Genomic DNA, 21,592 nt, shown 5'->3' with positions numbered 1-21,592 from the left:
GGATCACGGTCGCCGACGCGGCCCGCCGCGGCAAGGGCCCGGCGAGCAAAGATCACGCTTCGTTACCTGCGGCGTATGCGCGCGCCCGCCCCTCAGCGGACGTGCCGCAGGAACACGTCGGTCTCGTGGTTGGTGTCGCCCGCGACCAGGTCGCCGAGGTGCGACTCGAAGACGACCGCGCGGCCGTCCGGTGTCATCGCGTCCGGCCCGGCGGTGGCCGCCCTGGGCCTGCCGTCGGTGCCGGGGCTGACCAGGGCCTCCTTCCCGGTCCTCAGATCCTTGGCGTACAGCCCGTACTCGACGCCGTAGGAGTGCAGCAGCAGACGCCGGCCGTCCGGGCTGATCGCGTCCGCGTCGGCGTACTGGTTGCCGTGGACGCCGTCCACCCGCCGGATCGCGCCGGTGCGGACGTCTCGTACGAACGCGTAGGAGCGCGCCTCGTCCGGCACCGGGACGATGTTCTTGGCGGACGAGTTGAACGCGACCGTACCGCCGTCGGCACTGAGCAGCGGATCGGTGGAACCGGACGTGGCGGGCAGCCCGTCGGCGGTGGTGTCGATCTGCCGCTGCTCGCCGGTGCGCAGGTCGGCGAGGTAGATGTCGGCCCAGTCGCGCTCGCCGCCGGGGCCGCCGCCGCGGCGGCTGCGCTCCCGGTAGGCCACCTTGCCGCCGTCGGCGCTGATGCGCGGCGAGTCGTAGCCGCGCCCTTCTTTGGCGGGGACCCTGCTGGCGCGCCGCGTCGTCCCGGTCCTGCGGTCGCGTACGTAGATCCGGCCGAGCTCCTCCTTCTCCGGCGGGACGGCGCCCTGCCTGCCCACGTAGGCGACATGGCGGCCGTCGGCGCTGAGCGAGGGCGTCTCGCCGCCGGTGAAGCCCGCGTCCATGTCCAGGTCGGCGCGCTCCAGGCGGCCGGTGCGGATCTCGTACACGTAGACGTGGTACGTGCCGTTCGTCTCGGCGTTGAAGGCCACGTAGCGGCCGTCGGCGCTGATCGTGGCGAAGTCGGCGTTGCCGCGGCCGAGCGGGGCGTTGAGGCGGCGGGTGGCGCCGGTGCGGCGGTCGCGCAGGAAGACGTCCCGCACGAAGGGGCCGTCGTTGTCGTCGCCCGGCACCAGATTGCCGGCCTCCGAGTCGAAGGCGACATAGCGGCCGTCCGCGCTGATCGCAGCGTTGAACGAACCGCCGCCCACCGCCTCCGAGCCGTCGGGGGCGGTGTTCACCCGCTCGGTGCGGGGCCCGTGCCCGCCCACCGCCGCCGCGGGTGTGCCCGTTCCGCTCAGGGCCACCGCCCCGACGAGCGCGGCGGCCACGACGGCCCCCGGTAACGCCCGTCTGCCGCTGCCTGTCCGCACGCCCATGCTTCCCCCCGGAAACATCCGCCTCCGGCCCTGCGCCGGAGCGCCAGGGGATACAACCGCATCAACGGCGACAGGGTCAATGCGCTCTTTTCCGTACAACCTGGGCCGCGCCCCGGGCGTCCGAGGCCGGCCGTCACTCCCCCGCCGCGGGCAGCAGCGCCTCGTCCAGGAACTCCCGCACGTGCCGCAGCGCCTGCTCCCGGTCCAGCCCCGGGAGGCCGACGACGAGATGCGTGCCGAACCCGTCCAGCAGCGCCCGCGTACGGGTGGCGAACCGCTCCGCGTCCACCGCCCGCAGCTCGCCCTTCGAAGCGCCCTCGGCCAGCAGCGCCACCAGGTCGCGGTGCCAGGCCAGCTCCAGGTCGAGCTGGCGCTCGCGGGCCGCGTCGTCCGCGTACTGCGAGCGGTTCCACACCTCCAGCCACAGCGTCCAGCGCGGGTCGCGGCGCCCTTCGGGCAGGTACAGCTCCACCAGCGCGTCGAGCCGCTCGCGCGCCGGAACACGGCGCGCGAGCGCGGCCCGCCGCCGGGCTCCCAACTGCTCCTCGCTCCACTGGAGGGTCTGGAGCAGCAACTCGTCCTTCGTACCGAAGTAGTAGAGGATGTGCCCGCTGCTCATGCCGACCTCGCGGCCCAGCCCGGCCATGGTCAGCCGGTCCAGGCCCGCTTCGGCGATGGTGGCCATGGCCGCGGCGAGCACCTGCTCGCGGGGCCGGGTGAGCCGTTGCCGGGGTCGGCGGGCCGGTCCGGGCACGGGAACCTCCAGAACGTCACACGGTGCCCACCTTGGGCTGCTGCTGGGTGATGCAGTGGATCCCGCCACCCGCTGCGAAGATCGTACGGGCGTCGACGAGCGTGACCGTCCGCGCGGGGAACAGCCGCCGGAAGATCTCCGCGGCCTGCTCGTCGCGCGGGTCGCCGAACCCGCACAGCACCACACCGCCATTGCACAGATAGTGGTTGATGTACGAATAGTCCACCGGCTCACCGTCCGCCTCCACCACGGTCGGCGCGGGCACCTCGACCACCTCCAGCCGCCGGCCGCGCGCGTCCGTCGCGGAGCGCAGCAGCCCGACGATCTCCTCGCACACCTCGTGGTCGGGGTGGGCCGGGTCGGGCTGGGTGTGCGCGACGACGACGCCGGGCCGGGCGAACGCCGCGACGATGTCCACGTGCCCGCGGGTCCCGAACCGCCCGTAGTCGGCGGTCAGTCCACGCGGCAGCCAGAGCGCCTTCGTGGTACCGAGGCAGGCGTGCACCTCCGCCTCGACCTCCTCCTTCGTACGCCCCGGATTGCGCCCGGGATCGAGCTGCACGGTCTCCGTCAGCAGCACCGTCCCCGCACCGTCCACATGCAGCCCGCCGCCCTCGTTCACCAGCGGCGAGCGGTACGTACGGGCCCCGGCCAGCCCGCCCACGTACCCGCCGATCTCCGCGTCCCGCTCCCAACGCGCCCAGTCCTGCCCGCCCCAGCCGTTGAACACCCAGTCGGCCGCGGCCAGCCGCCCTTCCCCGTCCGTCAGAAAGGTCGGCCCGATGTCCCGCATCCACGCGTCGTCAAGCGGCCGTTCGACGACCTCGGCGTCCGGCCCGAGCAACCGCCGCGCCCCGTCCCCCTGCCCGGTCCCCGCCACGACCGTGACGGGCTCGAAACGGCGCACGGCCCGGGCGACGGCGGCCCATGCCTCCCGGGCCCGCGCCAGCCCCGCGCCGCCCTCCTCGCCGAAGGTGGCGTTGGGCCCCGGCCAGGCCATCCAGGTCCGCTCGTGCGGCTCCCACTCGGCAGGCATCCGAAAACCGTCGGCGGCGGGGGTCGTCATGGGGTCCTCCGGGGTCGGTGCGAGAGCAGGCAAGGCGGGGCAGCCCCCGTCCGGACCGCCCCGCGGCCTGCGCACGACGTCGGCCGCCGCTACTTAGAGCGCCACTCTAACCATTGATCTCCCTACGTCAACCCATACTTGAAGCAGTCGGTAGATACCTCTTGGTCAGCACTCAAACTGTGAGCTGGGCTTTCGAGGTGACGGGTCCTCGGAAGCCTCGCCATCGATCACGTACTGGGCAGCGGAGTCGATACTGGGCCCAGGCGGGATCTGCCCGCCTACAGCATCGAGTCCCCTGCATGCTCGAAGAGACACACGAGCCCAGACGGTCTTGCCCAGAGGACTGCGCGGACGATCACCGACCTCTTCGGCGAGTACGGACACGAGCCACAGCCCGCGACCGCACTCGGCCTCTTCTCCGGCCTTCCTCATCCGAGGCGGTCGGCGACCGGCGTCGGAGACTTCGATGAGGCAGGCCACGCCCTCGTCCTCCACACGTACCTCAAACAGGTGACCGGGGGCACCGGCATGCTGAACGGCGTTGGTGGCCAGTTCGCTGCACACCAAGAGGACCCGCGCAGCGTCATCCTGTGCGTATCCCCATTCGTCAAGGACCTTGCCGATCAGGCGGCGAGCGAGTGATACACACTTGGCCTTCGCCGTGAACTGCATCTTCCATCGCTGATGACCGGAGCGCTGCAGGTCTTTCGCATTCATCGGGAACTCGGCATCCCCTCGTCGGCGGGCGTTTGCGGGGACAGCCCACCGCAGACAAACGTCACGGAACCAGGCCATGCTGGTTACCCAACGTGGGTAACATGCCGCCCGGTTGGACAACCACCACTCCGGCACCGTTCAGAGGGAGGGGCGACGATGTCCGTAAGGCAGCCCCATCGCACCTTGCCAGCCGATCTCCTGGCGAGCGCCGAGTGGCGGGACGCGTGCCGACGGCGCGATTTCCCGCATATTTTCCGGCTGGTCAAGGTGAAGGCCGGCATCTACCCCGCGCAGATCGCCACTCTCTGCGATATGACCCCCAGTCGGGTGGGAGAGGTTGCCGCCGGGCGACGAGGACTGGCGCATATCGACGTGATCGAACGGGTTTCCGATGGGTTGCGCATTCCGGGAGCCATGCTCGGCTTGGCTCACCGCCCCTGGGAGATTCCGTCGGTACCTTCGTCCGATGCCCCGCCATCGTCCTGCACATCCACCGCAGCACCTGACACCTGGGTGACATGGGAGGCGACCCCGGAAGGTGCGGAGTATGTCGACGACCTCTTCGCCCTGGCCGACGGCCACATCACCGCCTCGTCCCTCGTGGCCCTGCGATCGTCGGCGGAGGACTACTGGCACCGCGACGACCAGCACGGAGCGGCGGCTCTGCGGCCGGCCGTCGTAGGCCACCTGCGCTACGTCACCCAGCTCGGGCACGGATGTACGCAGGAGTTCCGTGGCGAGCTGCGGTCCCTGGCGGCCGAACTCGCCCGAATGGCAGGCTGGGCCTACTTCGACGCGTGCAGGTACAGCACGGCACGCGCCTACCTCGCTCAGGCTTTGAAGCTCTCCCTCGACCAGGCCGACCGCCTTTTCGTGGCGAACGTCCTGCAGACCATGAGTCTGCAGGCCATGTACGACAGCAATCCGATGAACGCTCTCGCTCTCGCCTGTCAAGCCCAGGACACGGCCAGAGCAGCAGTCGATCAGCCCTTGGTGATGTCCATGCTGTACCTGCGTGAGGCTTTCGCCCAAGCGATGCTGAGCGACAGCCCCGCCTGCCATGCCGCCATCGACGAAGCCCACCGCCAGTACGACCGCGCCCGCGGGCGGGAGCAGGAGGCGCCTTTCTGGGCGCGCTATTTCGACGAGGCAAAACTGATCGTCGACACGGGTATCGCCTTGGCACGGCTCGGGGAAGCACCTCGCGCCGAGCCGCTGATCGCCGAGGGGCTCCGCCGGGAAAACGGGTCCCGGCAGCGCGGCCGCGCCTTCCACGCCTTTTGGCTGGCGAGCACCCAACTGCAACAAGGCGCACTCGACCGGGCGTGCGACAGCGCCGGAGTCGCCCTCGATCTCCTGGCCGTCGTCGACTCGCCGCGAGTAAAGGCGCACATCCGAGATTTCCACCAGCGCCTGACACCGTACGCACGGGCTACCCCGGTCATTGCTTTCGAACAGCGAATGCGCGAAGTGTTCTGCTAACCAGCGACCTGGGTGGCTTCGTCCAACAACAGATACAGCAGACCGACGAGCGAACCGCTGCTGACGATCTCCCGCCGGTCGATCATGCCGCGAATCTCGGCCAGGGGGATCCATTCGACCCGGTCGGATTCATTGAGTTCCGTCGGGTCACCAACGCGCGTCGCTCCGTCGGCCCTGAACACGTGATGCTCGGAATCGGTGATGCCGTTCGCTGGCTGCGCGTACACCAGTGGTTTCATCGACTCGACGCGCCAGCCGGTCTCTTCTTCCACCTCACGCGCCGCCGCCCGCTCCGGAGTCTCTCCGTCCTCGATCAGACCCATCGGGAGTTCCCACCCCCAGACATCCGTCACGAAGCGGTGACGCCACATCATCAGCACCCGCTGCTCCTCGTCGACCACCACGGCGACAGCCAGGTGCCGCATCCGCACGACGTGATGTTCCCATCGCCGGCCATCGGGCTGCTGGACGTCGACGAGCCACAGGTTGACCCAAGGGTTGCTGTAGATCTGCCGTTCGCCATGGACGGTCCACTGCATGATCCCCACTCCTCCTCGCCGGCGTCCGTCCAGCATGTCACCGACCATGCCCCCAAGAGGGACGTCTCCGGATACCGCGCGACCACCCCTAAACACCAAACGGCCGCCCGGCAGGGAGCCGGACGGCCGTTTCGGAGGTGGGTCGTGGATCAGCCCAGGGGATGCATCCAGCCGTGGGTGTCCGGGGTGACGCCGGTCTGGAGGTCCAGGAGGGCCTTGCGGAGCTTCATGGTGACCTCGCCGGGCTTGCCGTCGCCGACGGTCCAGTTGGCGGCCTCGGACTTGACGGAGCCGACGGGGGTGATGACGGCGGCGGTGCCGCAGGCGAAGACCTCGGTCAGGGAGCCGTCCTCGGTGGCGGCCCGCCAGTCCTCGACGGAGATGCGGCCCTCGGCGGACTCGTAGCCCAGGTCGGCGGCGATCTTCAGGAGGGAGTCGCGGGTGATGCCGGGGAGCAGGGAGCCGGACAGCTCCGGGGTGACGATCTTGTTCCCGTACACGAAGTACAGGTTCATGCCGCCCATCTCCTCGATCCAGCGGCGCTCGATCGCGTCCAGCCACACGACCTGGTCGCAGCCGTGCTGGGCGGCCTGGGCCTGGGCGACGAGGGAAGCGGCGTAGTTGCCGCCGGTCTTGGCGGCGCCGGTGCCCCCGCGCACGGCGCGCACGTACTCCTGGGAGAGCCAGACCGAGACCGGCTGGACGCCGCCGGAGAAGTAGGCGCCGGCGGGCGAGGCGATCACGATGAAGAGGTACTCGTTGGCGGGCCTGACGCCCAGGCCGACCTCGGAGGCAATCATGAAGGGACGCAGGTAAAGCGATTCTTCACCGGAGGCCGGCACCCAGTTCTTGTCCTGCTTGACCAGGGCGTCGCAGGCCTCGACGAAGGTCTCGACGGGCAGCTCGGGCATGCCGAGGCGGCGGGCCGACGCCTGGAAGCGCCGGGCGTTGGCGTCCGGGCGGAAGGTGGCGACGGTGCCGTCGGGCTGGCGGTACGCCTTGAGGCCCTCGAAGATCGTCTGCGCGTAGTGCAGCGTCATGTTGGCCGGGTCCATGGACAGCGGGGCGTACGGGACCAGCTGGGCGTCGTGCCAGCCGCGGCCCTCCGTCCACTTGATCGTCACCATGTGGTCGGTGAAGTAACGGCCGAAGCCGGGGCTGGCCAGGATCCGCTCCCGCTCCGCGTCGGAGAGCGGGTGCGAGGAGGGCTTGAGCTCGATCGTGGGCGTCGTCATGAGTGCGTGTCCTTCACCGGTGAGGTTGTGGGGCCGCGCTCACGAAGTCCTTGTCGGTACAGGACGTCCGGGATTCCCCTCGTACAGCGGCTCCACGTTCGATTATCGCCCCCGTACGCGCGGGGACGGAAATGCCGTGGTGCCAGGAGAGCGGACGCCTTGGTTCCGAAGGCGGACCCGTGTGCGCCTGCCAGGGGTAGATGGTCGCACCCAACCCAGCGGTAGCACAGTCGCAGGAATGCCGTACGGCGCCGGGGCGGGAACGGCCCGGCGCCGTCGGTCAGCGCGTGTTCGTCCGTCGAGCGGCGGGCCTCAGCGGGCTACTCGCGTGGCGAGCGCGTCGCCGATCTCGCCGGTGGTGCGGGGGGCCTCGTCCCGCACCGCGAGGTCGGCGGCGACGGCCTCCTCGATACGGGCCGCCTCGGCGTCGTACCCGAGGTGGCGCAGCAGGAGGGCGACGGACAGGACGGTGGCCGTGGGGTCGGCCTTGCCGGTGCCCGCGATGTCCGGCGCGGAGCCGTGCACCGGCTCGAACATGGACGGGAAGGCGCCGGTGGGGTTGATGTTCCCGGAAGCGGCCAGGCCGATGCCGCCGGTCACGGCCGCGGCGAGGTCGGTGAGGATGTCGCCGAAGAGGTTGTCGGTGACGATCACGTCGAAGCGCTCGGGCTGCGTGACGAAGAAGATCGTCGCGGCGTCGACGTGCAGGTAGTCGGTGGTGACCTCGGGGTACTCCTCGCCGACCTTGTCGAAGATCTTCTTCCACATGTGGCCGGCGTGCACCAGGACGTTGTTCTTGTGGACCAGCGTCAGCTTCTTGCGCGGCCGCGCGTCGGCCCGCTCGTACGCGTCCCTGACCACCCGCTCCACGCCGTACGCGGTGTTCAGGCTGACCTCGGTGGCGACCTCGTGCGGGGTGCCGGTGCGCAGGCTGCCGCCGTTGCCCGTGTACGGGCCCTCGGTGCCCTCGCGGACGACGACGAAGTCGATGTCGGGGCGGCCGGCGAGCGGCGTCGCGGTGTTCGGGAAGAGCTTGGAGGGGCGCAGGTTGACGTAGTGGTCGAAGGCGAAACGCAGCTTGAGCAGCAGCCCGCGCTCCAGGACTCCGGACGGCACCGACGGGTCGCCGATCGCCCCTAGCAGGATCGCGTCGTGGTCCTTGAGGGACTCCAGCTCCGCGTCCGGCAGGGTTTCGCCGGTGGCGTGCCATCGCCTGGCGCCGAGGTCGTACTCCGTGGTTTCCAGCTTGACGTCCTGCGGGAGGACCGCGCCGAGGACCTTCAGTCCTTGGGCCACGACCTCCTGGCCGATACCGTCACCGGGGATCACTGCGAGGCGAATGCTGCGAGACATGTCTGGACCCTACTCTCCGTCCCATTTCCTGACACGTGCCGTCCGGCATACGGACACATGAGCAGGCGGACACCTGCCGTTCACCCGCAGGGCCCCAGCCCGTCGAACAGGGATGCGACGTTGCGCTCCATGGACACACCACGCGTGGGCATTCCCGAACCGCTCGCGAGCCGGCTGAGCATGCCCGAGCAGCACGAGTACCTCCGTACGAAGCTGACCCGCCGGGGTCTGCTGCGCACCTCCGCCGCGACCGCCGGCGCCGTCGCGGGCGGCGGCCTGCTGGCGGGGCAGGCGCAGGCCGCCGCCCCCTCCCCCACCCTGCTCTCCTCCCCCGCCACCGGCGCCGTGCACGGCTCGCTGGTCGCGCCGTTCGGCCGGCACCTGGCCTTCGGTGCCGACCCCCGGCACCAGATGCGCGTCTCGTGGCAGGTGCCGTTCGCGGTCAAGCGGCCGTTCCTGCGGGTGGGGCTGCGCCCCTGGGACCTGAGCCGGAAGATCCACGCCGAGGTGCGGGACCTGCACACGCCCGCGCTGAGCAAGAAGCTGCCCGCGGTGGACCAGTACTACCTGCACGCGGCGCTCGACGGCCTGCGGCCCGGCACCACGTACTACTACGGTGTCGGCCACGACGGCTTCGACCCCGCCGACTCCCGCCACTTCGGCACCCTCGGCACCTTCCGCACCGCACCGGCCCGCGCCGAACGCTTCGTCTTCACCGCCTTCGGCGACCAGGGCGTCAGCTACCACGCGCTCGCCAACGACCAGCTCATCCTGGGCCAGAACCCGTCCTTCCACCTGCACGCCGGCGACATCTGCTACGCCGACCCGAACGGCACCGGAACCGACCAGGAGACCTACGACGCGCGCCAGTGGGACCAGTTCCTCGCGCAGACCGAGTCGGTGGCCAAGACCGTGCCGTGGATGGTGACCACCGGCAACCACGACATGGAAGCCTGGTACTCCCCCAACGGGTACGGCGGCCAGCGCGCCCGCTGGAGCCTGCCGGAGAACGGCCCCGACGCCGAGCGGGCACCCGGCGTCTACTCCTTCACCTACGGCAACGTCGCCGTCGTCGCGCTCGACGCCAACGACGTCTCGTACGAGATCCCCGCCAACCTCGGCGTGACCGACGGCAAGCAGACCAAGTGGCTGGACCGCAAGCTGGGCGAACTGCGCGCAGCCCGGGGCATCGACTTCATCGTCGTCTTCTTCCACCACTGCGCCTTCTCCACCACCAACGCGCACGCCTCCGAAGGCGGAGTGCGCGACACCTGGCTGCCGCTCTTCGAGAAGCACCAGGTGGACCTGGTGGTCAACGGCCACAACCACGTCTACGAGCGGACCGACGCCATCAAGGGCGGCCGGGTCTCAAAGAAGGTGCCCATTGGCGAGACGGTGGACTCCTCGCGCGAGGGCATCGTGTACGTGACGGCCGGCGGCGCGGGCAAGTCGCTGTACGACTTCCCGGTGCCCGACAGCTACGAAGGCCACGTCCGGGACCTCGACCACGTGGACACGTACCACTGGGCCGAGGGCAAGGGGAAGGTCAAGGAAGCCGTGCAGTGGTCGCGGGTCCGCTACACCGGCTACTCCTTCATCGCGGTCGAGGTGCTGCCGGGCCACCGGCCCCGGATGAAGGTGACGGCCCTCGCCGAGTCGGGCGAGAGCATCGACCGCTTCGAGGTCACCCGGCGCGGCTGACGCGGGCAGGGCGGGCGCACCCGCGCCCGCCACGCGGCTCCGGGGCTCAGTGCCCGGTCGAGCCGCCGTTGTCCCGGCGGTCCAGCGCCCGCTGGAGCGCCGCCGCGGCGTTCCTGCGGTCGGCTTCGTTGGCCTTACGGGCAGAGTGACGGATCCTGCGGACAGCGGTCTTGGTCATGATGCACGTCTCCAATGCGAAAGCCCCGAGAGATGACGGGAAGCGTCCTTCCAGAAACGGCCGAAATGGGCGGGGGCCATGGCACAACAGGGGTCACCTGCGCACATACCGGGCCGCACCCGCCATCGCTCGATGGAGCGAGACGTTCAGCTTCTACAAAGCTAAGCCAGCGAAGCCGTGCTGTCTGCACAATTACTTGGGCTTCCTACTATCTGAGACGGGTTATGGCCTGAGGTGCACGTTCGGGTGATCGGCCGACGAGCGGCACCATCGCAAGGACGCGACTCCGTAGCGTGACGCCGTCGCTTGTGCCACGGGGCCGGGCGCGCCCACACTTGAGGAGGAGGTGCTACGCCATGACCGCTCTCGCGCACGAAGCCCCCTGGGCCGACACCGGACCGGCTGACCAGGACACGCCCAGGCCGGAACTGGACGAGGTCCTGTGGCAGGCGTGGGAATCCATGGAACTCCCCGAGGGCTTTCACGCCGAGATCGTCGAGGGGTTCATCGAGGTGTCGCCGACAGGCTGTTACGCGCACAGTCAGATCGCCAACAAACTGCGACGCGCCGCCGACAGATACCTGGCCGACAGCCCGTACGCGGGCCACCAGGACACCAATGTGATCCACGGCCGCAAGGTCTGGATTCCCGACGTACTCATCGCCCTTGAGGACGCCGAGGAGCAGGATGTCGTCGAACACGGCGTCGGCATCAACGCATCTGCCGTGAAGGTCGTCGTCGAAGTGGTCTCCCCCGGCCACAACAGCATCACCCGCGACCGGGTCCGCAAGCGCCGCGCCTACGCCCGGGCCGGCATCCCCGTCTACGTTCTCGTCGACGACCACGACCTCCGCGGCACCGTCACCGTGTTCACCTCCCCGGCGCCCGGCAAGGCGGACTACGCCGCCGAGCACCATGTCCCGTACGGCACCGACATCGCCCTCCCCGAAGGCCCCGCCAAAGGCTTCGTCATCGGGGAGGCGATCACCGGCGGCTGACGCAATGCCGGCGGCCCGGCGCCTTCGTGGGGGAAGGGGCCGGGCCGACGGGGCTGCGGGGCTACCGGGTCAGCCCATGTGGGGGTAGCGGTAGTCCGTGGGGGCGACCATCGTTTCCTTGATGGCGCGCGGGGACATCCAGCGGAGCAGGTTGAACTTGGAGCCCGCCTTGTCGTTGGTGCCCGAGGCGCGGCCGCCGCCGAAGGGCTGCTGGCCGACGATGGAGCCGGTGGGGCGGTCGTTGAGGTAGAAGTTGCCGGCCGCGAAGCGGAGCTTCTCGGACGCCGCGACGAGGACCTGGCGGTCCTGGGCGAGGACGGCGCCGGTCAGGGCGTACGCCGAGGCGGACTCCATCTGCTCCAGCATCGCGTCGAAGTCGGCGTCCTCGTAGACGTGGACGGCGATGATCGGGCCGAAGTACTCGGTCTTGAAGACCTCGTTCTCCGGGTCGGAGCAGGCGATCACGGTCGGGCGCACGAAGTAGCCGACCGAGTCGTCGTAGGTGCCGCCGGCGACGATCTCGCAGGTCGGGTCCTGCTTGGCGCGGTCGATCGCGGCCTTGTTCTTGGCGAAGGAGCGGTCGTCGATGACGGCGCCGATGAAGTTCGACAGGTCGGTGACGTCGCCCATGGTCAGGCCCTCGACCTCGGCGACCAGGTCGTCCTTGAAGCCGTTGTCCCAGGTGGAGCGGGCGATGTAGGCGCGGGAGGCCGCGGAGCACTTCTGGCCCTGGTACTCGAAGGCGCCGCGGGTGATGGCGGTCTTCAGGATCGCCGGGTCGGCGGTCGGGTGGGCGACGATGAAGTCCTTGCCGCCGGTCTCGCCGACCAGGCGCGGGTAGGACCGGTAGTTGGTGATGTTCTCGCCGACCGACTTCCACAGGTACTGGAAGGTGGCGGTGGAGCCGGTGAAGTGGACGCCGGCCAGGTCCGGGTGCGGCAGCGCGACCTCGGAGACCTCCTTGCCGTCGCCGGTGACGAGGTTGATGACGCCCTTGGGCAGGCCGGCCTCCTCCAGGAGCTGCATGAGCAGGATCGCGGAGTGGGTCTGCGTGGGGGACGGCTTCCAGACGACGACGTTGCCCATGAGGGCGGGCGCGGTCGGCAGGTTGCCGGCGATGGCGGTGAAGTTGAAGGGCGTGATCGCGTAGACGAAGCCCTCCAGCGGGCGGTGGTCCAGGCGGTTCCAGACGCCGTTCGGCTGGACGGGCGGCTGCTCCTGGAGCAGCTCGCGCGCGAAGTGGACGTTGAAGCGCCAGAAGTCCACCAGCTCGCAGGGCGCGTCGATCTCGGCCTGCTGGGCGGTCTTGGACTGGCCGAGCATCGTGGAGGCGGCGATGGTCTCGCGCCACGGGCCGGACAGCAGGTCGGCGGCCTTGAGCAGGATCGCGGCGCGGTCGTCGAAGGACATGGCGCGCCAGGCCGGGGCGGCGGCCAGGGCGGCGTCGATCGCGTCCTGGGCGTCCTGGCGGGTGGCGTTGGCGTACGTGCCGATGACCGCCTTGTGGTTGTGCGGCTGCACGACGTCGAAGCGCTCGCCGCCGCCCATCCGCTTCTCGCCGTTGATGGTCATCGGCAGGTCGACGGGGTTCTCGGCCAGCTCCTTGAGCTTGGCCTCCAGGCGGGCGCGCTCCGGGGAGCCGGGGGCGTAGCCGTGCACCGGCTCGTTGTACGGGGCGGGGACGTGGGTCACGGCGTCCATGTCGGCCGTCTCCTTCGATCGGGGGTGTGCGGGTGCGTCAAGTTGTGGGGCGCCGGGCCGCGGGCGGCGGCCCGGCGCGTGCGGCCCGGCCGTGGCCGGGCCCCGGCTCAGCCCTTGGTGACGAGCGAGCGCAGGAAGAACGCGAGGTTGGCGGGGCGCTCGGCGAGGCGCCGCATGAAGTAGCCGTACCAGTCCGTGCCGTACGGGATGTAGACACGCATCCGGTGGCCCTCCGCGACCAGGCGCTGCTGCTCGCTCTCGCGGATGCCGTACAGCATCTGGAACTCGTACTCGGCGGGCTTGCGGCCGAAGCGGCGGCCCAGTTCCTGGCCTATCGCCACCATGCGCGGGTCGTGCGACCCGATCATCGGGTAGCCCTTGCCCGCCATGAGGATCTTCAAGCAGCGTACGTACGCCTTGTCGACCTCCCGCTTGTCCTGGAACGCGACGGTCGCGGGCTCCTTGTAGGCGCCCTTGACCAGGCGCACGCGGGAGCCTTCCCCGGCGAGCGCGTGGCAGTCGTCCTCGGTGCGGAACAGGTAGGACTGGAGCACGGCGCCGGTCTGCGGGAAGCGGGCGCGCAGCTCGCCGAGGATCGCCAGGGTGGAGTCGACCGTGGTGTGGTCCTCCATGTCCAGGGTGACCGTCGTGCCGGCCTCGGCGGCGGCCTCGACGACCGGTGTGACGTTCTTCAGCGCCAGCTCGTGGCCGCCGGGCAGTGCCTGCCCGAAGGCGGAGAGCTTGACCGACATCTCGGCGCGCTCGCCCAGGCCCAGGTCCTGGAGGGCGGCGGTCAGCTGGAGGTAGGCGTCGCGGTTGCGCAGCGCCTCGGCGGGGTCGGTGATGTCCTCGCCCAAGTGGTCGAGGGTGACCTCCATACCGCGGTCCGCCAGGGACCGCACGGCGGCCATGGACGCGTCCAGCCGCTCGCCGGCCACGAACCGGTCGACGACCGGGCGGGTGACCGGGGCGGCCGAGACGATACGGCGGATGCTGTCGCTGCGGGCTGCTGCGAGAAGCACGGGACCCAGCACGGGGCACCTCCACGATTCAAGATGACAATGCCGGGCGGGCGCCTGGCAGGCGGGCGCGACGGCGAGATGAGCCACCTGAAACTTAAGGATCTCGCTACTCGGCGGCCATCGACAGCTGTCTGGCCTTCGTGGCCGGCATCTCAGACAGATGTATGAGAATGGAGGAAGACCACAACGGCACCGGCGGGCCCACCCGCACCGGTGACCGCGCGGACACCGGGGCCGTCGGGCCGCCGGATGCGACCGGAAAGGAGCCACGCGGCGCATGCGGGGCGATTACCAACAGCTCGTGGACGAGATCTCGGCCGCCCTCGCCGCGCCGGCGACCCTGGAGGACCGCGATTTCGGGCTGATCGCCTTCGGCGCGCACGAGGGCGACGACGACCTGGTCATGGACCCGGTACGGACCCGGTCGATCCTCCAGCGCCGCTCGACGGCGGCGGTACGGGCCTGGTTCGAGGCGTTCGGCATCGCCCGCGCGAAGACGGCGCTGCGCATCCCGCCCGACCCGGCCGCCGGCGTCTTCAAGGGCCGCATCTGCCTGCCCGTGCGCCACCGCGGCATCGTGCACGGATACGTGTGGCTGCTGGACGACGGGCACCTGACCGACCTGGAGCTGGGCGGTGGCGGGACGCCGCCGGACCCCCGTATCGAGCAGGCGATGGAGTCGGCGGCGGGGATCGGCGCCCTGCTGGCGGCGGAGGCCCGCGCCGGGGCCGAAGTGGGCGACCTGCTGCGCGCGTTGCTCGTGTCGCGGCCGGCGGAGCGCGCCGCCGCCTCGGCCGCGCTGCGCGAAGGGCTGCGGTCCGCGGCGGACGCGCCCCTGATGGTGGTGGCGGTGACGCCGTGGGGTGTCCCGGAAACGGATCACGCGCCGCTGCCCAACCTGCCGGGGCTGCTCGCGGCCTGCGCGCTGCCCGCCGCGAACGGGCCGGGCGACGGTGCCGACACCGCGGGCCCCGCCCCGTCCGCCGCCGCCCCGCCGCACCGCGCGACCGCCGACACCCCGTCCTTGGCCGCCCTCGTGCGGCTGCGCTCGCCGTCTTCCTGGGCCGCGGCACACACGGTGGCCGAGCACCTGCTGCGCTCGCCGCGCGCGGGCGGCGGCCTGGCGCCGTCCGGCACGGAGGCCCGTACGCTGCCGGGCGCCGCCGGTCTCGGCACGCCGGTGCGGGAGTTGTCCGCGCTGCCCGCCGCCTGGCAGGAGGCGCTGGCCGCGGCCCGTGCGGCGCGCGCGGAACCCCGGCTGGGCCCGGTCGCCGAATGGAGCACGATCGGGTCCTACCGCCTGCTGACAGGTCTGCCGCCGGCCGAACCGGACGCGACCGTGCGCCCCCTGCTGGCCCCCGCGCACAGCGAACTCGCCCGCACCGCCGAGGTGTTCCTCGACTGCGCGGGCCAGGCGGGCCGCGCCGCCCAGGCGCTCGGCATCCACCGCCAGACGCTTTACTACCGGCTCGGCCGCGTCGAGAAGCTCACCGGGCTCGATCTGGACGAGGGGGGCGACCGGCTGCTGCTGCACATGGCTCTGAAAACGGCACGCCTGTGAGGCGGCGCCGCTGCCACAGCCTGCGGTCGCGCGAAAGCCGTTTGTTGAGTACTGGACAGACAGCGGGTCCGGACGCACGATGAAAGTCCGCGGGAGCACCGGCACCGGGACGGACGACAGGGCGCCCGCGGAGGGTGCGGCCGCCGCCGGGAGAAGAACCGGGACCGGCGGCGACCGGCTACCGGACGACGGGGCTCCTCTTCCCCTGCGCCCGGTACTGGCCGCCCTTCCTGGCGAGCCGGGGGCGCGCGGGAGGGCCCCCGGCAGGTCGGGCCGGGAAGGGCGGGGCCGGAGTCGCTGTTCGCTGCGTGGCGCGGATCTCCGGCCGATCGTGGGTGGCGGGCTGCTCGGCGACCTCGAGGTCTGGGAGATCCGGGCCGGACGGCAGGCCGCTGGGCCGCTGCCAGGTCCGTACGGGGAGCGTAGAACCGTGCGGCATGACCGGACAAGCGTGGGGAGCGGCCAATTACCGAAGTCTCTCGGCCAGTCGGGCCGCGCGGGCCCGGGGGCGCCTCAGGAATCCGCGGGGCCGCCGTCCGTACGGCCCTGCCCCGGCCCGAGCACCGAACCGGACAGCACCCGGCGCATCGCCTCCACCAGGTCCCGGCCCGAGGGCAGCGACTCGGGGGTGATCAGCGACTGCACCATCAGGCCCGTCAGCAGCGCCTGGTAGAAGGAGCCGACGACCCGTGCCGCCTCCGCGTCGACCTCGGTGTCCGGTACGCCTTCGAAGACCGCGACCAGGCCCTCGCCGCCCTCCGGCAGGACCGCGGCCACCGCCGTGCGCAGCTCGGGGTCGCGGGGCAGCAGGCCGAGCACCTCGACCTGGGAGGTCACGAACTCCCGCTGTTCGGCGAACCGCCGCAGGATCCGGTCCCACATGGCCGCGAAGCGCTCCACGGGGTCGCCGTCCGCGTCCCCGTCGTCGCCGCTTGTCTCCGTGAACCCCTCGCCCCACTCCGCGACGGTCTCCACCAGCGCCTGGCGCATCAGGACGTCCTTGGAGCCGTAGTGGTAGCCGATGGAGGCCAGGTTGGCGCCGGACGCGGCCACGATGTCGCGGGCGGTGGTGCGCGCGTACCCCTTTTCGAGCAGGCAGCGCTTGGCGCCTTCCAGCAGGTCTTCACGGTGTCCCATGCGGCCAGCCTATGCCCGTGCGGAACGGCCGTACCGGGCGGCTGTCCGGTACGGCCGTTCGCGAGCGCCCGCCGGCGCCGGGGCTACCGGCCCTGCTCGGGACCGGGGCCGCGCCGGTCGCGCCGGCCGCGCCGTCCGGTGCCCTTGCCGTCGTCGAACTCCACCTCTTCGCGGTGGACTTCGGTGCTGACCTCCTGCTGCTCGGTGACCCGCTCGGTCTCCAGCCGGATCCGCTCCACCGGCACGTTCTCCTTGCGGACGACGACCTGCTCCTCGTAGAGCGTGACGTCGACCTCGCCGTCGCCGAGCTTCGGCTGCTGGGTCCGCCCCTTCCGGCGGTCCTCTTCGGTGATCTTCTCGCGCCTGATGCGCGCCTCGTCGTGGCTGACGGGCACGGTGCGGTGCACCTCTTCGGTCTCCACGTGCTTGCGCAGCCGGGCGTGGCCGCTCTCGCGCGCCTCGGTGCCCAGCTCCACGTGCTCCTCGGAGATCAGCATCTCCTGGTTCTGCTCCTTGGCGCGCGCGGCGTCGTCGCCCCGGCCGCGGGACATGGCCATCGCGCCGGCCCCCGCGCCGGCCAGCGGCGCGGACTCGGTCCGCCTGCGCTCCTCGGGCCGGCTCATCCCGGCCGCGCCGGCGGTGCCCATTCCCGCGCCGGTCGTGCGGCCCGGAACGGTGCCGGTGGGCGCGGTGCCCGGCCGCGACATGCCGTAGTGGCGGTACAGGCGTTCTTCCTCTGCCGGTTCCAGGTGGCCGTCCGCGTCGATCCGCGGGGCGTCCTTGATCTGGTCCTTGGCGTACGGAACCTGTAGTTCGTCACCCACGCGCCGGCCTCCGGCGAGCGGCACGAAGGTCTCCTTCATCCCGAACAGACCGGTGCGCACGGTGATCCACTCAGGGGCGTTGGTGGCGTCGTCCCGGTAGACCTGCTGGACCGAGCCCACCTTGGTGCCCTCCGCGTCGACCACGTTCATGCCGGTCAGATCCTGAGGGTTCTCACCCAGGGGTGCGTTCATGGCGTCGTTCTCCTTCCGCACGCGCCGGCAGGGGGCACGCGCAGTTCCCATTGCGCGTCGCACCGCCACGCGCAGCGAGTCGGAAAACCCCCGGAACACCGGCCCGGCGGCGAGTTTGCTGGGCGCCCGCGAACGGCCCGCGTTACGCCGAACGGGTGATTGGTTGAAGGGTCACCCGGCACGCCGACGGGCCCGGGTCCGCCGTGGCGGAGCCCGGGCCCGTCGGCGGGACGGCCGTGGGTCAGTCCGTGAGGTTGACCGCGCGCGCCGAGGCGGCGCCGATCTCGTCGGCGATCTCGCTGAGGACCGCGGCCGGGATCGTGTCGTCCACGGTCAGCGCGACCAGCGCCTCGCCGCCCTCGTCGGCCCGCGAGACCTGCATGCCCGCGATGTTGATGCCCGCCTCGCCGAGGATGCGGCCGAGTGTGCCGACGACGCCGGGGCGGTCGCCGTAGCGCAGGAAGGCCATGTGGTCGGCGAGCGCGAGGTCGATCGAGTGCTCGCCGACCGCGACGATCTTCTGCTGGTTCTTGTTGCCCGCCAGCGTGCCGGAGATGGAGACCTCGTCGCCGTCCGCGAGGGTGCCGCGCACGGTGACCACGTTGCGGTGCTCGGCCGACTCGCTGCTGGTGGTCAGCCGCACCTCGACGCCGCGCTCCTGCGCGAACAGGGGGGCGTTGACGTACGAGACCGTCTCGGCCACCACGTCCTCGAACACGCCCTTGAGCGCGGACAGTTCCAGCACCTTGACGTCGTGCTGGGTAATCTCGCCGTACACCTCGACGTCGAGGCGGACCGCGACCTCGCCGGCCAGCGCGGTGAAGATCCGGCCGAGGCGCTCGGCCAGCGGCAGGCCCGGCTTGACGTCCTCGGCGATCACGCCGCCCTGGACGTTGACCGCGTCCGGCACCAGCTCGCCCGCGAGCGCCAGGCGCACCGACCTGGCGACCGCGATGCCCGCCTTCTCCTGCGCCTCGCCCGTCGAGGCGCCGAGGTGCGGGGTGGCGACGACCTGGTCGAACTCGAACAGCGGGGAGTCCGTGCAGGGCTCGGTGGCGTAGACGTCCAGGCCGGCGCCGGCCACCCGGCCCTCCTTGAGGGCGCTCGCGAGCGCGGCCTCGTCCACGATGCCGCCGCGCGCCGCGTTGACGATGCGCACCGTCGGCTTGACCTTGTGCAGCGCGTCGTCGCCGATCAGGCCGAGGGTCTCGGGCGTCTTGGGGAGGTGGACGGTGATGAAGTCCGCGACCTCCAGCAGCTCGTCCAGCGAGACCAACTTGACGCCCATCTGCGCGGCGCGGGCCGGCTGTACGTAGGGGTCGTACGCGACGATCTTCATGCCGAACGCCGACATGCGCTGCGCGACCAGCACGCCGATGCGGCCGAGGCCGACGACGCCGAGGACCTTCTCCGACAGCTCGACGCCGGTGTACTTGCTGCGCTTCCACTCGCCGTTCTTGAGCGCGGTGTTCGCCTGCGGGATGTTGCGGGCGGTGGCGACCAGCAGGCCGCAGGCCAGCTCGGCGGCGGTGACGATGTTCGAGGTCGGCGCGTTGACGACCATCACGCCCGCCTTGGTGGCGGCGGAGACGTCGACGTTGTCCAGGCCGACGCCCGCGCGGGCGACGACCTTCAGCTTCCCGGCGGCGGCGATGGCCTCCGCGTCGACCTTGGTCGCGCTGCGCACGAGGATGGCGTCGACGTCGGCGATGGCGGGCAGCAGCTCGGCGCGGTCAGCGCCGTTGCAGTGCCGGATCTCGAAGTCCGGACCGAGAGCGTCGACGGTGGCGGGCGACAGTTCCTCGGCGATCAGAACGACAGGTTTCGAGCTCACGTGGTCTTCAGTCCTCACTTGTCCTTCGCGGACGACCGTCCCGACGGCCGAAGGCGGTGAAGGGGGCAGCCGCGTGGAAGACGCACGACGCTGTGAGCCTGACGCGCTTGTGGTGTGCAGTGTAGTGGCGCTCCGGGAGGGTTCCTCCGCCGTTTCGGAAGGATCACCCGGTAGTGGTGTGACGGGATGGACAACGCCGTGCGGTGCCGGCGGTCCGGCGGCCGGCCGCCTGCGGGCCCGGTCGCGGCGAACGGGGCCGCGGCGTGTGCCACGGCCCCGCGCCGTACGGCTTACTGCTCGTCGTCCACCCAGCTCATCAGCTTGCGGAGCTTCTTGCCCGTGGTCTCCAGCAGGTGGTCCTCGTCGGCCTTCTTGTACTCGTTGTACTTCGGCAGGCCGGCGTTGTACTCCGCCATCCAGTTGTTCGCGAAGGTGCCGTCCTGGATCTCGGCGAGGACCTTCTTCATCTCGGCCTTGGTGGCGTCGTTGACGATCCGCGGGCCGGTGACGTAGTCGCCCCACTCGGCGGTCTCGGAGACCGACCAGCGCATCTTCTCCAGGCCGCCCTCGTACATGAGGTCCACGATCAGCTTCAGCTCGTGGAGGCACTCGAAGTACGCGATCTCCGGCTGGTAGCCGGCCTCGACCAGCGTCTCGAAGCCCGCCTTGACCAGCGCCGAGGCGCCGCCGCAGAGCACCGCCTGCTCACCGAACAGGTCGGTCTCGGTCTCCTCGGTGAAGGTGGTCTTGATGACGCCGGCGCGGGTGCCGCCGATGGCCTTGGCGTACGACAGGGCCAGCGCGAAGGCGTTGCCGGAGGCGTCCTGCTCGACGGCCGCGATGCACGGCACGCCGCGGCCTTCCTCGTACTGGCGGCGCACCAGGTGGCCGGGGCCCTTGGGGGCGACCATGCAGACGTCGACACCCTGCGGGGGCTTGATGAAGCCGTAGCGGATGTTCAGGCCGTGGCCGAAGAAGAGCGCGTCGCCGTCCTTGAGGTTGTCCTTGACGGACTCCTCGTAGACCTTGGCCTGGATCGGGTCCGGCACCAGGATCATGATGACGTCGGCCTCGGCGGCCGCCTCGGCGGGGCTGACCACGCGCAGCCCCTGCTCCTCGGCCTTGGACTTCGACTTCGAGCCCTCGTGCAGACCCACGCGCACGTCGACGCCGGAGTCGCGCAGGGAGAGGGCGTGGGCGTGGCCCTGGCTGCCGTAGCCGAGAACCGCGACCTTGCGGCCCTGGATGATGGACAGGTCGGCGTTGTCGTCGTAGAACAGCTCGGCCACTTCGGGTATCTCCTTGGATCTAGCTGGTTGCCCGACACATTACGTCGGGCGGGGAAGGAAGGGTTCGGGGGTCTCGCGATACGGTCCGGGCGCGCCGGGCCCGCTCAGGCGGAGCGGTCCAGGGCCCGCAGCGAGCGGTCCGTGATGGAGCGGGCGCCGCGCCCTATGGCGATGGTGCCGGACTGCACCAACTCCTTGATGCCGAACGGCTCCAGCATCTTGAGCATGGCTTCGAGCTTGTCGCTGCTGCCGGTCGCCTCGATGGTGACCGCGTCCGGGGAGACGTCGACGGTCTTGGCGCGGAAGAGCTGCACGATCTCGACGATCTGCGAGCGGGTCTCGTTGTCGGCGCGCACCTTGGCCAGCACCAGTTCCCGCTGGACCGCGGCGCCGGGTTCCAGCTCCACGATCTTCAGGACGTTGACGAGCTTGTTGAGCTGCTTGGTGACCTGCTCCAGCGGGAGCGATTCGACGCTCACGACGATGGTGATGCGGGAGATGTCGGGGTGCTCGGTGACGCCGACGGCGAGCGAGTCGATGTTGAATCCGCGGCGCGAGAACAGCGCGGCGATCCGGGCCAGGATGCCGGGGGTGTTCTCCACCAGGACGGAGAGCGTGTGCTTGGACATGGGTCGGTCTTCTCTCTTCTAT

The 21,592-nt window shown here is 70.8% G+C and carries 19 protein-coding genes; 4 read left to right on the top strand and 15 right to left on the bottom strand.

The features are described from left to right. Positions 1–92 precede the first annotated feature (92 nt). The 4 genes from ACH4OW_RS19075 to ACH4OW_RS19060 form a co-directional block, all read right to left on the bottom strand. Complete coding sequence (locus ACH4OW_RS19075) at positions 93–1,352, bottom strand: TolB family protein (RefSeq protein ID WP_398029067.1); 1,260 nt, start codon at positions 1,350–1,352, stop codon at positions 93–95. A gap of 139 nt (positions 1,353–1,491) precedes the next feature. Further along, positions 1,492–2,112: a TetR/AcrR family transcriptional regulator gene (locus tag ACH4OW_RS19070; RefSeq protein WP_360136533.1), complete on the bottom strand. Its 621-nt coding sequence runs from the start codon at positions 2,110–2,112 to the stop codon at positions 1,492–1,494. A 16-nt stretch (positions 2,113–2,128) separates the two neighbouring features. Further along, positions 2,129–3,178, bottom strand: coding sequence for an agmatine/peptidylarginine deiminase (locus tag ACH4OW_RS19065; RefSeq protein ID WP_398029065.1), 1,050 nt, complete (start codon positions 3,176–3,178; stop codon positions 2,129–2,131). Between the two features lie 165 nt (positions 3,179–3,343). Continuing rightward, a complete protein-coding gene (locus tag ACH4OW_RS19060) occupies positions 3,344–3,850 on the bottom strand; it encodes an ATP-binding protein (RefSeq protein ID WP_398029092.1) in 507 nt (168 codons plus the stop codon). A 201-nt stretch (positions 3,851–4,051) separates the two neighbouring features. Here ACH4OW_RS19060 and ACH4OW_RS19055 point away from each other — a divergent pair, with 201 nt between their 5' ends. Beyond that, positions 4,052–5,377: a hypothetical protein gene (locus ACH4OW_RS19055; RefSeq protein WP_398029063.1), complete on the top strand. Its 1,326-nt coding sequence runs from the start codon at positions 4,052–4,054 to the stop codon at positions 5,375–5,377. On the opposite strand, the gene ACH4OW_RS19050 is transcribed toward ACH4OW_RS19055, so the two are convergent. The 3 genes from ACH4OW_RS19050 to ACH4OW_RS19040 all read right to left on the bottom strand — a co-directional run bounded on the left by ACH4OW_RS19050 (position 5,374) and on the right by ACH4OW_RS19040 (position 8,504). Then, the gene (locus tag ACH4OW_RS19050; protein WP_360136537.1) at positions 5,374–5,916 is read right to left on the bottom strand and encodes an NUDIX hydrolase; all 543 of its coding nucleotides are present in this window, start codon (positions 5,914–5,916) and stop codon (positions 5,374–5,376) included. The two genes, ACH4OW_RS19055 and ACH4OW_RS19050, sit on opposite strands and share 4 nt — an antisense overlap. Positions 5,917–6,065: 149 nt before the next feature. Next, positions 6,066–7,151 (bottom strand): branched-chain amino acid aminotransferase, encoded by a 1,086-nt coding sequence (locus ACH4OW_RS19045; RefSeq protein ID WP_398029060.1) that lies wholly within the window; start codon positions 7,149–7,151, stop codon positions 6,066–6,068. Between the two features lie 312 nt (positions 7,152–7,463). Next, the gene (locus tag ACH4OW_RS19040) at positions 7,464–8,504 is read right to left on the bottom strand and encodes a 3-isopropylmalate dehydrogenase (protein WP_398029058.1); all 1,041 of its coding nucleotides are present in this window, start codon (positions 8,502–8,504) and stop codon (positions 7,464–7,466) included. A 129-nt stretch (positions 8,505–8,633) separates the two neighbouring features. Between ACH4OW_RS19040 and ACH4OW_RS19035 the strand changes: the two genes are divergently transcribed. Continuing rightward, positions 8,634–10,205, top strand: a complete 1,572-nt coding sequence (locus ACH4OW_RS19035; protein WP_398029056.1) for a purple acid phosphatase family protein — start codon at positions 8,634–8,636, stop codon at positions 10,203–10,205. A gap of 46 nt (positions 10,206–10,251) precedes the next feature. On the opposite strand, the gene ACH4OW_RS19030 is transcribed toward ACH4OW_RS19035, so the two are convergent. Further along, positions 10,252–10,383 (bottom strand): hypothetical protein, encoded by a 132-nt coding sequence (locus ACH4OW_RS19030; protein WP_360136541.1) that lies wholly within the window; start codon positions 10,381–10,383, stop codon positions 10,252–10,254. Positions 10,384–10,739: 356 nt separating this feature from the next. Here ACH4OW_RS19030 and ACH4OW_RS19025 point away from each other — a divergent pair, with 356 nt between their 5' ends. Beyond that, the gene (locus ACH4OW_RS19025) at positions 10,740–11,381 is read left to right on the top strand and encodes a Uma2 family endonuclease (protein WP_398029054.1); all 642 of its coding nucleotides are present in this window, start codon (positions 10,740–10,742) and stop codon (positions 11,379–11,381) included. 69 nt (positions 11,382–11,450) lie between these two features. On the opposite strand, the gene pruA is transcribed toward ACH4OW_RS19025, so the two are convergent. Further along, a complete protein-coding gene (gene pruA / locus ACH4OW_RS19020; protein WP_398029052.1) occupies positions 11,451–13,082 on the bottom strand; it encodes an L-glutamate gamma-semialdehyde dehydrogenase in 1,632 nt (543 codons plus the stop codon). 107 nt (positions 13,083–13,189) lie between these two features. After that, positions 13,190–14,116 (bottom strand): proline dehydrogenase family protein, encoded by a 927-nt coding sequence (locus ACH4OW_RS19015; protein ID WP_398029050.1) that lies wholly within the window; start codon positions 14,114–14,116, stop codon positions 13,190–13,192. A 265-nt stretch (positions 14,117–14,381) separates the two neighbouring features. Between ACH4OW_RS19015 and ACH4OW_RS19010 the strand changes: the two genes are divergently transcribed. Then, on the top strand, positions 14,382–15,665 hold the full coding sequence (locus ACH4OW_RS19010; RefSeq protein WP_398029048.1) for a PucR family transcriptional regulator: 1,284 nt from the start codon (positions 14,382–14,384) through the stop codon (positions 15,663–15,665). A 513-nt stretch (positions 15,666–16,178) separates the two neighbouring features. Here ACH4OW_RS19010 and ACH4OW_RS19005 read toward each other — a convergent pair. The 5 genes from ACH4OW_RS19005 to ilvN form a co-directional block, all read right to left on the bottom strand. Then, on the bottom strand, positions 16,179–16,802 hold the full coding sequence (locus ACH4OW_RS19005; protein WP_360136546.1) for a TetR/AcrR family transcriptional regulator: 624 nt from the start codon (positions 16,800–16,802) through the stop codon (positions 16,179–16,181). 83 nt (positions 16,803–16,885) lie between these two features. Beyond that, entirely contained in the window at positions 16,886–17,818 is a 933-nt protein-coding gene (locus ACH4OW_RS19000) for a PRC and DUF2382 domain-containing protein (RefSeq protein ID WP_398029045.1), read from the bottom strand. Between the two features lie 241 nt (positions 17,819–18,059). Further along, complete coding sequence (gene serA / locus ACH4OW_RS18995) at positions 18,060–19,652, bottom strand: phosphoglycerate dehydrogenase (protein WP_398029043.1); 1,593 nt, start codon at positions 19,650–19,652, stop codon at positions 18,060–18,062. Between the two features lie 290 nt (positions 19,653–19,942). Next, positions 19,943–20,941: a ketol-acid reductoisomerase gene (gene ilvC, locus ACH4OW_RS18990; protein WP_360136549.1), complete on the bottom strand. Its 999-nt coding sequence runs from the start codon at positions 20,939–20,941 to the stop codon at positions 19,943–19,945. A 104-nt stretch (positions 20,942–21,045) separates the two neighbouring features. Continuing rightward, a complete protein-coding gene (gene ilvN / locus ACH4OW_RS18985; RefSeq protein WP_030018315.1) occupies positions 21,046–21,570 on the bottom strand; it encodes an acetolactate synthase small subunit in 525 nt (174 codons plus the stop codon). Between the last annotated feature and the right edge of the window lie 22 nt (positions 21,571–21,592).

Origin of the sequence: Streptomyces sp. NPDC017056 (assembly GCF_044332485.1) — a bacterium.
GTDB lineage: Bacteria > Actinomycetota > Actinomycetes > Streptomycetales > Streptomycetaceae > Streptomyces.
This window is presented reverse-complemented; position numbering and strand designations above follow the sequence as displayed.

Coding starts and splice junctions, on each gene's coding strand:
- ACH4OW_RS19055 (WP_398029063.1), top strand. CDS start 4,052: ATGTCCGTAAGGCAGCCCCATCGCACCTTGCCAGCCGATCTCCTGGCG.
- ACH4OW_RS19000 (WP_398029045.1), bottom strand. CDS start 17,818: ATGAACGCACCCCTGGGTGAGAACCCTCAGGATCTGACCGGCATGAAC.
- pruA (WP_398029052.1), bottom strand. CDS start 13,082: ATGGACGCCGTGACCCACGTCCCCGCCCCGTACAACGAGCCGGTGCAC.
- ACH4OW_RS19040 (WP_398029058.1), bottom strand. CDS start 8,504: ATGTCTCGCAGCATTCGCCTCGCAGTGATCCCCGGTGACGGTATCGGC.
- ACH4OW_RS19025 (WP_398029054.1), top strand. CDS start 10,740: ATGACCGCTCTCGCGCACGAAGCCCCCTGGGCCGACACCGGACCGGCT.
- ilvN (WP_030018315.1), bottom strand. CDS start 21,570: ATGTCCAAGCACACGCTCTCCGTCCTGGTGGAGAACACCCCCGGCATC.
- ACH4OW_RS19005 (WP_360136546.1), bottom strand. CDS start 16,802: ATGGGACACCGTGAAGACCTGCTGGAAGGCGCCAAGCGCTGCCTGCTC.
- ACH4OW_RS19065 (WP_398029065.1), bottom strand. CDS start 3,178: ATGACGACCCCCGCCGCCGACGGTTTTCGGATGCCTGCCGAGTGGGAG.
- ACH4OW_RS19060 (WP_398029092.1), bottom strand. CDS start 3,850: ATGCAGTTCACGGCGAAGGCCAAGTGTGTATCACTCGCTCGCCGCCTG.
- ACH4OW_RS19035 (WP_398029056.1), top strand. CDS start 8,634: ATGGACACACCACGCGTGGGCATTCCCGAACCGCTCGCGAGCCGGCTG.
- ACH4OW_RS19045 (WP_398029060.1), bottom strand. CDS start 7,151: ATGACGACGCCCACGATCGAGCTCAAGCCCTCCTCGCACCCGCTCTCC.
- ACH4OW_RS19030 (WP_360136541.1), bottom strand. CDS start 10,383: ATGACCAAGACCGCTGTCCGCAGGATCCGTCACTCTGCCCGTAAGGCC.
- ACH4OW_RS19010 (WP_398029048.1), top strand. CDS start 14,382: ATGCGGGGCGATTACCAACAGCTCGTGGACGAGATCTCGGCCGCCCTC.
- ACH4OW_RS19050 (WP_360136537.1), bottom strand. CDS start 5,916: ATGCAGTGGACCGTCCATGGCGAACGGCAGATCTACAGCAACCCTTGG.